The 12,629-nt window shown below is 51.9% G+C and carries 9 protein-coding genes; 1 reads left to right on the forward strand and 8 read right to left on the reverse strand.

The window, feature by feature from the left end:
* Positions 1 to 112 precede the first annotated feature (112 nt).
* The 7 genes from kdpC to AC6I7T_RS18235 all read right to left on the reverse strand — a co-directional run bounded on the left by kdpC (position 113) and on the right by AC6I7T_RS18235 (position 8,224).
* Entirely contained in the window at positions 113 to 676 is a 564-nt protein-coding gene (gene kdpC / locus AC6I7T_RS18205) for a potassium-transporting ATPase subunit KdpC (protein ID WP_497788850.1), read from the reverse strand.
* Between the two features lie 9 nt (positions 677 to 685).
* A complete protein-coding gene (gene kdpB / locus AC6I7T_RS18210; protein ID WP_497794619.1) occupies positions 686 to 2,728 on the reverse strand; it encodes a potassium-transporting ATPase subunit KdpB in 2,043 nt (680 codons plus the stop codon).
* 57 nt (positions 2,729 to 2,785) lie between these two features.
* Entirely contained in the window at positions 2,786 to 4,564 is a 1,779-nt protein-coding gene (gene kdpA, locus AC6I7T_RS18215; protein ID WP_497788852.1) for a potassium-transporting ATPase subunit KdpA, read from the reverse strand.
* Positions 4,564 to 4,653, reverse strand: a complete 90-nt coding sequence (kdpF, locus tag AC6I7T_RS18220) for a K(+)-transporting ATPase subunit F (protein ID WP_497788853.1) — start codon at positions 4,651 to 4,653, stop codon at positions 4,564 to 4,566. The genes kdpA and kdpF overlap by 1 nt, the downstream gene beginning before the upstream one ends.
* Before the next feature lie 117 nt (positions 4,654 to 4,770).
* Positions 4,771 to 6,273, reverse strand: a complete 1,503-nt coding sequence (locus tag AC6I7T_RS18225; protein ID WP_497788854.1) for a porin — start codon at positions 6,271 to 6,273, stop codon at positions 4,771 to 4,773.
* A gap of 79 nt (positions 6,274 to 6,352) precedes the next feature.
* Entirely contained in the window at positions 6,353 to 7,072 is a 720-nt protein-coding gene (locus tag AC6I7T_RS18230; protein WP_497788855.1) for a response regulator transcription factor, read from the reverse strand.
* 9 nt (positions 7,073 to 7,081) lie between these two features.
* Positions 7,082 to 8,224 (reverse strand): universal stress protein, encoded by a 1,143-nt coding sequence (locus tag AC6I7T_RS18235; RefSeq protein WP_497788857.1) that lies wholly within the window; start codon positions 8,222 to 8,224, stop codon positions 7,082 to 7,084.
* Between the two features lie 30 nt (positions 8,225 to 8,254).
* Here AC6I7T_RS18235 and AC6I7T_RS18240 point away from each other — a divergent pair, with 30 nt between their 5' ends.
* Positions 8,255 to 9,685, forward strand: coding sequence for a sensor histidine kinase (locus AC6I7T_RS18240; protein WP_497788858.1), 1,431 nt, complete (start codon positions 8,255 to 8,257; stop codon positions 9,683 to 9,685).
* A gap of 23 nt (positions 9,686 to 9,708) precedes the next feature.
* On the opposite strand, the gene AC6I7T_RS18245 is transcribed toward AC6I7T_RS18240, so the two are convergent.
* Positions 9,709 to 12,603 (reverse strand): glycoside hydrolase family 38 N-terminal domain-containing protein, encoded by a 2,895-nt coding sequence (locus AC6I7T_RS18245; RefSeq protein WP_497788860.1) that lies wholly within the window; start codon positions 12,601 to 12,603, stop codon positions 9,709 to 9,711.
* Positions 12,604 to 12,629 lie beyond the last annotated feature (26 nt).

The following is a 12,629-nucleotide window of genomic DNA, read 5'->3' on the forward strand; positions in this document are numbered from 1 at the left end:
TTCATCATATCCTGCCGGGCCTTCCATGGGGCAATAGGGAAGTGGGGGAGGGAAGGTAAGAAGTTCAACAGGGCCTCGGGTTCCCAAAGAGGAGGGAACCTGAGGCTTCAGCTTAATGTTTCTGATCCAGATCCAGGTTCAGCAAGAGCACATTTACGCGAGGTTCACCGAGAAGACCAAATTGCCGGGGTTCGGTATGTTTTGCTACCAGAGCTTTCAAGGCTGTTTCCGGTATCTGTCTTTCCCTCGCGATTCTTGGAACTTGATAGTATGCCGCCGCCGGGGTGATATCGGGATCGAGTCCGGAACCCGAAGTTGTGACCAAGTCTACAGGCACGGCTCCGGGCTGGGCAGCTTGAGCGGTGGTAACGTCGGCTGTCACACGGTCCACGTACTTTTTGCTTGTAGGTCCGAGGTTGGACCCCCCGGATGAACTGGCGTCATAGCCATTCGCGCCTGCTGCGGAGGGACGGCTATGGAAGTACTTCGAGCCAATAAAGGGCTGACCGATGATTCGGGAGCCAATGATCTGTCCGTTCCGTTGCAGGAGCTGACCGTTGGCTTTGTCCCGAAAGAGCGCCTGAGAAACCACTGTAAGCAGCAACGGGTAAGCCAAGCCGAGAATTACAGCCGTGACGATCGTATAAAGCACCGATATAGTTACGTTCTTGCGCATAAAGGTCTCCTAGGCAAGATGAAGCGCGGTGATAAGGATGTCGATAATCTTGATTCCTACGAATGGCGCGACAATTCCGCCGAATCCGTAGAGCCACAAATTGCGTTGCAGAAGCGAGGCAGCATTCATCGCACGGTACTTCACTCCCTTGAGTGCCAGAGGAATCAGTCCAACAATGATGAGCGCATTAAAGATGACGGCTGAGAGTATGGCTGATTCCGGAGTGTGGAGATGCATGATGTTCAGTGCGTTTAATACTGGAAACGCCCCGGCAAACATCGCAGGAATAATCGCAAAGTACTTGGCCACGTCATTCGCAATCGAGAAGGTGGTCAATGCGCCACGCGTCATCAGGAGCTGCTTGCCGATCTCGACAATCTCAATCAGCTTGGTTGGATTGGAATCGAGATCGACCATATTACCGGCTTCCTTTGCTGCCTGCGTTCCGGTATTCATGGCAACACCTACATCTGCCTGAGCCAGTGCTGGAGCGTCGTTTGTGCCGTCTCCGGTCATCGCGACAAGTTTGCCGTTGCTCTGCTCGCGCTTGATGAGGTCCATTTTGTCTTTTGGCGTGGCTTCGGCCAGGAAGTCGTCCACTCCGGCTTCACGTGCGATAGCAGCGGCGGTGAGCGGATTGTCGCCGGTAATCATGATGGTGCGAATGCCCATTGCGCGCAGTTGGGCAAAGCGCTCGCGCATGCCACCCTTTACGATGTCCTTCAGATGAATCACGCCGAGTGCTTGATGATCTCTGGCGACAACCAGCGGTGTTCCACCGGAACGCGCTACGTTATCGACGATTTCGCGAACCTCGCGGGGCATCTTGCCGCCACGGGATTCCACAAACTTGGAGACTGCATCGGCGGCTCCCTTGCGGACCATGGTTGCACCGATATTTACTCCGGACATGCGCGTAGTGGCGCTGAAGGGAACGAATACGGCGCCCATTTCTTCAAGGTTGCGTCCGCGAAGTCCGTAACGCTCTTTGGCCAGAACTACAATCGAGCGGCCTTCTGGAGTTTCGTCCGGAAGCGAGGAGATCTGTGCTGCATCGGCAAGTTGATCGCTGCTGATACCAGGAGCGGGAATGAATTCCGCTGCCTGACGGTTACCGAAGGTGATGGTTCCGGTCTTGTCGAGAAGCAGTGTATTGACGTCTCCGGCGGCTTCGACAGCGCGTCCACTCATTGCCAGAACATTGTGTTGAACCAGACGATCCATTCCGGCAATTCCGATTGCAGAGAGCAGTCCTCCAATCGTCGTCGGGATCAGGCAGACAAGCAGTGATACCAGAACGAAGACTGTCTGAGGCGCTCCCGAGTAAACGGCAAAGGGTTGCAAGGTTACAACTGCGAGCAGAAAGATGATGGTTAATCCTGCCAACAGAATATTGAGTGCAATTTCATTCGGAGTTTTTTGCCGCTCCGCGCCTTCTACGAGAGCGATCATGCGATCCAGGAATGTTTCTCCGGGATTCGAGCTGATTTTGATTTTGAGATAGTCGGAGAGAACGCGTGTCCCCCCGGTTACAGCTGAGCGATCACCACCCGATTCGCGAATAACGGGAGCTGATTCGCCCGTGATAGCGGATTCGTCCACGGAGGCAACGCCTTCGATGACTTCTCCGTCTCCAGGAATCATCTCTCCAGCAACGACGTTGACGATATCGCCGACACGAAGCAGAGAGCTGACTACATTTTCACTCTGCCCGTTTGGTAACAGACGATGTGCCATCGTCTCCGACTTTGCTCGACGGAGGGTATCTGCTTGTGCTTTACCCCGGCCTTCCGCCATAGCTTCGGCGAAGTTGGCAAAAAGGACTGTAAACCAAAGCCAGAGGCTGATCTGAAGATCGAAGCGAAAAGCATGCGAATGAGTTCGCAGATCCTGGATAAGTAACAGTGTTGTTAATGCGCTGCCGATCTCAACAATGAACATCACCGGATTCCGCATCATCAGGCGCGGATCCAGCTTGCGAATAGCATCCAGCAGTGCTTGCCGGACCAGCGACTTCTCCCATAGTGGACGGCGATGCTTCTGCGGCTCCATCGGGACAGCATCCGAAGATTGTGGTTCAGGAAGAATAGTTGTAGCCATGGGGAATCCTCAAAAGACCTTTCCGGCATGAAGCAACAAGTGCTCCAATATTGGGCCAAGACTTAAAACGGGGAAGAACGTCAGTGCACCGACAATCAGAATCACACTCACCAGCAATCCGCTGAAGAGAGGTGTTGTTACTGGGAAGGTGCCTGCCGATGCGGGAACGAATTTCTTGGTGGCAAGGTTTCCGGCCAGTGCCAGCATCGGCACGATCATCAGGAAACGTCCCAGGAGCATAGCCGTAGCCAATGTCAGATTGTAAAAATGCGTATTGGCACTCAGTCCAGCAAAGGCCGATCCGTTATTGCCTGTGCCTGAGGTGAAGGCATAGAGAATCTCGGAAAGTCCGTGTGGTCCGGCGTTAGTCAGGCTGCTAAGGCCATGTACCGGTAGAAGAACGGCAATAGCTGTGAAGACTAGGATCGAAAGCGGAAAGATGAGCACATATAGCATTGCCATCTTCACGTCGTAAGCTTCGATTTTTTTACCGAGATACTCCGGTGTGCGGCCAACCATGAGCCCTGCGATGAATACAGAGACTACAACCATGATCAGGATTCCATACATACCCGCACCAACGCCGCCGAAGACTATTTCTCCCAGCATGATGTTGACTAGAGGAACCAGTCCTCCCAGAGGCATGAAGGAATCATGCATTGAGTTCACGGCTCCACAGCTTGCATCCGTTGTTACGGTTGCAAACAGTGCGGAGTTGGCAATGCCGAAGCGAACTTCTTTGCCCTCCATGTTTCCACCGGATTGCAGCATACTTACCTGCTGGTCAACCCCGTGAAGGAGCGGATTCGGTTGCGATTCTGCCCAGTATGCAACTGCTACTCCGGCAAAGAAGAGGACAGACATCGCTGCAAATACGGCCCAGCCATGTTTAGGGGACTTAGTCATTCGTCCTAAAGTTGCCGTAAGTCCTGCAGGAATGAGGAAGATGGAAAGCATCTCCAGCAGATTCGATAGCGGGGTCGGATTCTCAAAGGGATGTGCGCTGTTGGCATTGAAAAAGCCACCGCCATTGGTTCCCAGCATCTTGATTGCCTCTTGAGAAGCAACAGGTCCTTGCGCAATGGTTTGCTGAGAGACTGTGTAGGTAGATGACTTGCCATCTGTACCGGTGGTAGTGACTGTTTGTGGCTCCACGATAGAAGCCACATCGTAAGAGCGGAAGTTCTGCACCACTCCCTGAGAGACCAGGACTATTCCGTAGATCACGCAGATGGGGAGCAGAATTCGGAATGTAGCTTTCGTCAGATCGACCCAGAAGTTTCCGAGTGTTTTGGACTCTTTCCTGGAGATTCCACGAATAAAGGCCACCGCCAGGGCAATTCCCACCGCAGCCGACCAGAAGTTGTGCGTCGCCAGGCCCAGCATCTGAGTGAGATAACTCATGGTGGATTCCGGCGTATAGGACTGCCAATTGGTGTTGGTGGTGAAGGATGCTGCTGTATTGAACGCCAGATCCGGTGCCACGCCACCTAGTTTTTGTGGATTGGCCCAAGGCAGGTATGCCTGGAGCCTCTCAAGCCCATAGGTCAGAAACATACTTGCTGCACTGAATAGCAGCATGGAAACCGAGTATTCGGTCCAGCGCATCTCATGCTGCGCATCAATTCCCGTAAAGCGATAGAGCAGCCTTTCCAGAGGATTGAACACTGGATCGGCAAAGGTCTTTTCACCCGAGAAGACTTTCGCCATGTAGACGCCAAGGGGCTTGGTCAAGGCGAGAATGATTCCGAAGAAGATGAGGATTTGTAGCCAACCGTTTGCGGTCATTAGAATTTCTCCGGTCGCAGTAACGCGAATACTAAATAAACCAGCAGGAATACCGTGATTGTGAGTAGTAGTACGGTTCCAATCGTCATATCGATTACCTCAACCGTTCACATGCAGACGTGTAGGCAATTGCGATTACGAAGAATGCAGCAGTTGCGAAGATCATCAGGAAATCCCACATAAGTGTTTCCTCCTCCAGTGTGCGATTACCACGCGCCTTGTTTGCGGCCCATCCACCAAACCAGTCCAAGCGTTGCAGTGGATTGGCTTTGGCTCATTCTGCCGCCCGGATGTGTCGCGAAATAGGGGATGTTTGAAAAGTCGCGACGCCATTCGGCACGTGTCAAAAAGCCTTCCGAAAATTTGTATTCCGCAGTTGTAGTTACTTCTTTTAATGCTTGGGTGTTGCCACTGAACAAACCGCCGCGATCCGATAGATATTCAGTTCTTCCGGCAAAGGCCCATTTAGGCGTTGCCTGATAGCGAAGATATGCGGCTCCTCCGCTTACATGCGCGGGAGAGGAATGTTCATTGACACGATTGATGACATAGTCAGCTTCGCCTACAAGCGTCAATTTGGGTGTTGCTGTCCATGTGGCGTAAGTGTCAAAGATATGTTCTCTGCCATCCGGGGTTCCGGTTGCCGTGGTGCGTTGTTCTTGGCCTGTGCAGTAGTTGATGTTCCAGCTGAGACGTTGGGACGGCTTGATATTGAAGAGAACAGCTACGGATTTGAAGCCGTTAAAGTCCTCCGTCTGTTGTGTTCCATTGATGAGCCATCCGGAGACGGAAGCCTTTGTACCCAGATTATAAGTGGCTCTTATTCCCATGTGGTAGAAGGGGAGATAGTCGAAGTAGTACGAACGAGAGTAGTTGATCTGATCTTTCGTATAGTTGCCTTCGACCCCGAAGGAGCTTCCCCATTTCCCAAAATCGATTGTCAGTCCACTTCCAATAGGAGCGACATAGGTTCCGTAAGCCTGCCATAGATTGCGGTAAACCTGCGGCCGAGGCTCATTCTGTGCGCTTCCTTGTAGAGCTTCGGTTGCCTGTCCGTATTGGAGGTCGAGTCTCACTCCGAGACGATTTCCCGCAGCGGGATTGGGCGCATGTTCCAGAACAATATTTGCTTGGTTGATGCTGAAGCTGTTGCTGGAGACGTCATAGGCGCGAAGAAGATTGGTTTTATCGCTCGGATGATTGAAGTTGTAGGCGTAATAGCCGTCGAAGGCAAAGTTAAGCGTCGTTCCCCGAAGGAAATCGAGATTTGCCCGATCTTCTGAATCAAAAACAGGAGCGGCAGGAGCCGGAGTAACCGGATCTTTTGTAGCGTTTTTGACTGCGCTTTGGAGCGCTGCTGCTTGAGTCGTTATTGAAGCACTCTCTTCAGCAGTGGAGTGATTTTCCAGCTTTGCAATACGGGCTTCCAATAACCGGATTTCTTGCTGTAGAGCTTGAATCTGTTGCTGTTCGTTGGAGAGAACGTTGGTAGGTATTCCCTGGGCAGACATTAAAGCCGGGGAGGCAAATAGGCTGGCTGCAAAGATGCAGCGAATGGATTTGTTTATTTTGTTTTCATGGTCAGCGAGCGAGGTGTGATTGTTGTGATTGACACGATCCTTAAGAGCTCTGCCAAACCCCAGAAAGCAGTAGATCAGGAAGGCGATACCGGGAAGAATGATTGCGAATAAAATGCTGGTTCCGACCATAAGAGCTCCGGCCGCAATGCGACCGCTTCTTATTCAAGCCGGATTGGTGTAAGAAGTCCGTACGGAAGTCATAAAAAAGTCATAAAGAATTGCCGGAATCGTCTGTCGGATGGAAACGGTATCCTACCCAAGGCTCGTTCACAATGTAGTGTGGTTCCGGCCTATTCTCGATCTTCTTGCGCAATTGTCCCACCAGAACGCGCAGAGCTTCAGGTTGGTCGACAGAATAGGGGCCCCAGATAGCGCTCAACAGAGTTCGATGCGTCAGGACCCGTTCCGGTCTCTCGGCCATGAACACTAAAAGGTCGAATTCCTTCGGCGTCAGATGGACTTCTTTCTTCTTGATCTCTACGACATGCCTGTCGCGGTCAATGAAGAAGTCACCCACTGTCAGAGAAGTGCTTTCCGTAGCAGGTTTATGCAGATTTCTTCTGCGAATATGAGCACGTACCCTTGCCAACAGTTCCTGGATGCTGAAGGGTTTGGTGACATAATCGTCTGCTCCGGCATCCAGGGCTTGAATCTTCTGTTGATCCTGGTCCCTGACAGAGAGAACGAGAATCGGTACATCGGATTGGGCGCGCAACTCTTTGCAGAGAGCCACTCCATCCATGCCCGGCATAACGAGATCGGTGATCACCATCTCCGGTGGCCATTTGATGATGGTTTCCAGGGCTTCTTCGGCATTGTGTGCCACCTTGACTTCATATCCGCTAGAAGTCAGGGCCGATTTGAGAACACGAGTGATCTGTGGCTCGTCGTCTACAACCAGTAACCGATATGGCGAATCGTTCTGCATTTTTATAGCTTACGAATTCTGGGTGATAATGTGGACGTCAGTGAAGGGAGCCCGCTCCAGAAAGCGCTTGATCCCCCAGTAATACAAATATTTCTTGAGACCCGTTATCGCAGATCGCCCAAAGATGACTTGTGTGGCACGCGTCTGCTTCACAAATTCTGCAACAGCGAGCGGCACGCTTTTCCCTGTAAGCTCGACGATAGTTGCATTTTGATTCTGTGCAAAGCGAAGGTTGCTGGCTAACGTCTTGGCCCGTTCCGGGGTCGGTTCTTCTACTTTCACATGGACTACGTATAGTTCTCCATCTACACGCTCCGCCATGCGTGCTCCCCGAGCGATCAGCTGTTGTGCCGCCGGATTTGCACTGATGCAAACTACGATACGTTCCTGAACAGACCACGCGCTACCAAGATGCTTGCGCTGAACATATTCGTCGAGATTGCGATCGACTGCTCGCGTTACCTGCTGGAGGGCAAGCTCTCTGAGAGCAATCAGGTTGCCACGCCGGAAAAAGTTCGATAAAGCTTGGGCAGCACGCTCCGAGGGATAGATGTCACCTCGGTTCATGCGGGTCTGAAGGGCCTCAGGCGTAAGGTCGGCTACAACGATCTCATCCGCGCGGCGTAATACCCAGTCGGGAACTGTCTCGCGGATGATAACGCCTGTGAGATTGCGGACTGTTGGTGTCACGCTTTCTATGTGCTGGATATTTACCGTGGTGAGGACGGTAATGTTGGCGTCCAACAGGTCCAGCACGTCTTCATAGCGCTTTCCGTGGCGACTGCCTTCAATATTGGTGTGAGCAAGTTCGTCGACCAAGACCACCTGAGGCTTGCGCTCCAGAATGGCATCCAGATCCATTTCTTCGAATAACGTGCCTCGGAACTCGATCTTGCGACGAGGAACTGTTTCGAGTATGGCTGCCAGTTCAGCGGTTCGTGGCCGGTTGTGGGTTTCGACGATTCCTATGACTACATCTTCTCCACGCTGGTGTCTGCGGATGGCTTCGCTCAGCATGTTAAAGGTCTTGCCCACGCCTGGCGCATAGCCGAGAAAAACCTTAAGCAAACCGGTTTCCCGTGGCGGTGTAGTTTTTTCCAGCCAATCTTCCGGAGTTTTCTTTGCAGGCCCCTGCTGCTCAGGTATAGGCATTACAATACCCCCGTGAGCCGCAAGGGACTTTTGCAACTCGTCCAATATGCCGTTGTCGTTCTGGTGGTAGGCTGCATAGTCTTTGTCTACACCAGGTTGGTGCATGTCAATCCTACGACAGTGGCGTTAACTTTTTTACTGGGAATTCTTTTTACGGCGGATCGCTTAGGTTTGCGCTACGCAATTTTCATGTCACTCCTGGCGGCTTTGGCTTTTAATCTCTTCTTCCTTCCGCCCGTTGGAACCTTGACAATTGCCGATACCCAGAACTGGGTAGCGCTTCTGGCTTTTCTTATTGCCAGTATTCTGGCGAGCCACCTCTCGGAAAAGGCGCGTAATGAAGCCTTCAACGCCGATCGGAGACGCAGGGAAGTAGAACGGCTTTATGAATTCAGTCAGCAGATGCTTGTTTCGGAGAGGGTCGAGGACCTGCTAAATAACATTCCGGTCCAGATCTGTTCTACCTTTCAGAACGAATCGGTAGCTGTGTTCCTCAGTAAGAACTACACAACCTATCGCTCGCCGGATGGACGAAGAGTGATCGGAAAAGATGAATTGGAAGAAATCTCAGATCACACGGAGATGGTTCTGGACGAGAGCCGGGACGTATGCGTATCTCCTCTGTTGCTGGGATTAAAATCCATTGGCTCTTTGGGTATCCAAGGGAATTTGCCTTCCAGAGAGACGATTGAAGCACTTGGAAGTCTGATTGCCATCGCTATTGAGCGGGGTGTGACTGCGGATCAGCTGAGCCACACCGAAGCTGTTCGGGAAAGTGAACGTTTGCGTTCTGCACTGCTTGATTCTGTGACTCACGAGTTAAGAACGCCGCTGACGGCAATTACCGCATCGATTACCAGTTTGCGGTCTGGTCTGGTTGAGGAAGAAGAATCAAGACAGGAACTGCTTGCCGTGATCGATGAGGAGAGCGCCAGACTTAATCGTCTCATCGGCCAAGCGGTTGAGATGGCTCAACTCGATGCGCAACAGATTCAACTGAACTTCCAGGAAGCTTCGATGCGTGAGGTGGTTGAAAATGCTGTGGAGCAATCGGGGCACTCGCTAAAAGGACATCCTGTAGAGATTCGAATTCCTGATACGCTGCCGAAAGTCCGCATGGACGTGGTATGGATTCAGAAAGTGCTAAGACACCTGCTGGAGAATGCCGCAAAGTATTCTCCGGCTAGTGGTCCGATCTTTGTCAGCGCCGAGGTGCAGAAGAACAGGTTGGTAACGAGCGTTGCAGATCGAGGACCAGGTATTGAGGATCTGGAAAAGGGATTGATCTTCGATAAGTTCTATCGTGGCTCCAGCCAAAGATATCGTGTGCAGGGAACAGGCATGGGCCTGGCAATTGTAAAAGCTATTATCAATGCTCACGGTGGGCAGGTCGATGTGACAAGCCAACTGGGCGTTGGTTCCGTCTTCTCTTTTCAATTGCCTTTGTCAGGAGCCGACTAAATTAATTAATAGATCTGGAGCTTTCAGGAGCGATCCGCCCGAATTGTAACCAGATCCCATCCCGGGACAACTATCTCTTGCCCTTCTTTTAGTGGTTTGAGTGGAGCTTCGCTTAGATCGCTAATCCAAAGACGTATTGGTTTGGAAGATGGCCAGGACAGACGAACGCGACGTTCTTCTCCTGAGGCTCCAAAGAGACGCACAATCCATGCCTTGCCGTCTTCACTTGGCTTGAGTGCAGTAACCAAAACATCTTGAGGTTGTACTCGAAGAAGTGGCGCTGCTGAGTGTTCAACCTGTGCAGGAGAGACTAGCAGAGGCTGAGATAATTCCGTAGCCAGTCGGCTTGCCGCCGCGGGATCGTAGCCATTATGAGGACGCAGGGCGTAACGGAATTCGACAACACCCTCCTGGTATGCCCGATAGTTTGTTCCCCAGTGATTATTCATCGCCCAGGAATAGAACTTTTGTGTTGGCTCTATATTCTTTCTCCACACGTCGGGTTTGGTTTGCGATCCGAGCATGGTTGCGGAGATTTCTCCGATCTCAACTAAAGGCGCATCGAGGGTAACCCAGGTGACACCTTCCTTTTCGTTGGCAACATCGATCCAGCGGCCTACCGGCAGCCAGTTTTTGCATGAACCGGGAAGTTGATCGGTTTCCGGCTTCATCACAGCCAGAGGGATATCCATCCGGATTTGACCCTGATTAACAGCAAAGGGAAAGGCAAACTGCACGCTTTCCTTCGATTGGTGCTGGGCAAAATCGTCGCCGGGGCCTCCTTTACCTGGATGGGGATTGAGAGGTGCGCGCTTCTTGTCGACGAGATTCACTAATTCAATATGATCCGATCCGGTAGTTAGCCGGACCTTACGAACCAGACTATGGCAGCCAGGAGCCTGCGATGTTATGCGCACGACTGCAACCAAAGGTCCCTGTTCTTCGACGGTGATCTGTGCAACTCCGCTGTGCTGTATCGCGGAAAGATCCTTGCCCTCTAAAAAGAGATATTCATTCAGGGACTGTCCCCCGCTTAGGTCGACAAGGTTTTGTAACTTTCCATGTTGCTTGAGCTCGATGAGATTTCCGGTTTGAGCATCTATTCTGGCACTAATGAGGCCATTGTCCAGATTGCCTTCTTTGATCGAAACCGGAGTTTCTGGAGCGTGCGCTTCCCCCGCCGAAAGATGCAGCCGTACAGATCCAAATCCCGGGACCTCGGGGACGAAGATCGCAAGCTCTCCACTCGACAGTCGCTGGGAGGCCAATGGAGTTCCGTGGTCATCGATAACGCGCTGGCCTGCAGCAGACTGTTCCTTTGAAAGACAGACAATTTCACTTCGCGGCCAGGAACTTGTATTGTGTACTTCGAAAACGTTAGTTCTGCCAGTTGCCGGCGATTTGCCAAATGCTTCAGCAAGGAGCTGCTGTGAGCCCTTCTCTGCATTTACTGCAAACTCCCGTTTTACATCCCATTGCTTTGTTGTGAGTGGATTCTCGGAGTCCGACACGCTGCACCAGGCACCCCAGGTGTGCTCGGAATATAGGAGCACGTTTCGCCACGCTTCCCGATACTTTTCCGGAGAGTAAGCCCCTGATGACAACATCGCTGTAAGTGTTTCGGCCTGGGTGAGACGGTCCACGGCTACTCGGTTCATGCGTGTTTCCAGCGCAGACGATCCAGCTCCGTCTTCCCAGTAAGGAGTCAGATCACCTCTCTTCTCTGGAATTTGCTTTCCATAGCGTTGCTCAAAGGCCGCAAATGCTTTGCTGGTAGAAGAGATCACAAACTTAGGCCATTCGTATTCCTGATTCCACGACTTTACGAACTCACATATCTCGGGATCCGGTTCTGCATTGTCTCCATGACCCGACCACCGAATGTGAGAGATGTCGTAGGGGAAATTGACCTCATCCAGGCGGTCTTGATATTTTCCAACCCACTCGGGCGTCATCTTGTTTACGATGTGCGACATGGCATAACCCGTCCAGGGAACCCATACGAGCACGCGTTCCCGTCCTGAAGGAGATATCCACCAGAAGGGCTTGTCCTGCCATTCGACCATGAAGGTTCCGATGCGATCGAAGTAATTGGGCGCAGCCGAGAAGTATCGAATGCCTGCTTGTGCCATGGCTGTTACAGTTCCCCAGGTAAAGCCTGGAACATCGCTCAACATGGCCGAGTCAATCTTTACATTGCATCTCTTGCCGAGTTCGACGGAGTACTGAAAAAGTTGCAGCAGTTCTTCGGGCCGACACAGGCCGGTGAGTTCGTTGGCATACATGCCGTTTGGGCTTAACCATCCTTTTCGAACTGCATCGACGAGGGCTGCCCTCTCTTCCTGAGCCCGGCGACGTAAGAACAGGTCGGCTCCCCACAGCACTTCAAGATTCCATACAAATCGGGCACCTTCCGGATAGTTTGCCGTTTTGCTGGCTATCTCCATTCCAAGAGATATGTTGTGCATCTGCTTTTCTTCGACAGCGGCTTGAAGATCGGTATAGCCGAGGTCGTGGTGGGAGTGCGGCAGGATGTAGACAGTAGTCTTACGAACGGGTTTGAGCTTCACATCTGCTTCGGCTATCTGGCCGTTGCACTCGACCGTTACGTGTACCGTCCGAGGAGTACTTACCGGAGCCATGAATACCGTAAAGACATTCTCCTTCAGTGCTCTGCGATCGACTTCCGATCCATCGATTTTTGTGATGGCAGTTGAACCCTTCGATTCCTGAGGTAGCGATATTTGGAGAGGCTGACGAAGGCTCCCGTTTAGCCTCGCCAAACCACGAATCGGCAACACAAAATTTGCTGGACTTTTGTTTTCTTCTCCCAGGAAGGGGAGCGACCAGGAAGATCTTGGATAAAGTGTTCCGCCTGTAACGAGAGTTAACCCCTTGAGAAGATCGCGTCGCTTCATCCGTTCACGCTCCTGTATCGAGAGAC

The sequence above is a fragment of the Humiphilus diazotrophicus genome (assembly GCF_059726315.1).

Coding starts and splice junctions, on each gene's coding strand:
- kdpA (WP_497788852.1), bottom strand. CDS start 4,564: ATGACCGCAAACGGTTGGCTACAAATCCTCATCTTCTTCGGAATCATT.
- kdpB (WP_497794619.1), bottom strand. CDS start 2,728: ATGGAGCCGCAGAAGCATCGCCGTCCACTATGGGAGAAGTCGCTGGTC.
- AC6I7T_RS18225 (WP_497788854.1), bottom strand. CDS start 6,273: ATGGTCGGAACCAGCATTTTATTCGCAATCATTCTTCCCGGTATCGCC.
- kdpF (WP_497788853.1), bottom strand. CDS start 4,653: ATGACGATTGGAACCGTACTACTACTCACAATCACGGTATTCCTGCTG.
- kdpC (WP_497788850.1), bottom strand. CDS start 676: ATGCGCAAGAACGTAACTATATCGGTGCTTTATACGATCGTCACGGCT.
- AC6I7T_RS18245 (WP_497788860.1), bottom strand. CDS start 12,603: ATGAAGCGACGCGATCTTCTCAAGGGGTTAACTCTCGTTACAGGCGGA.
- AC6I7T_RS18235 (WP_497788857.1), bottom strand. CDS start 8,224: ATGCCTATACCTGAGCAGCAGGGGCCTGCAAAGAAAACTCCGGAAGAT.
- AC6I7T_RS18230 (WP_497788855.1), bottom strand. CDS start 7,072: ATGCAGAACGATTCGCCATATCGGTTACTGGTTGTAGACGACGAGCCA.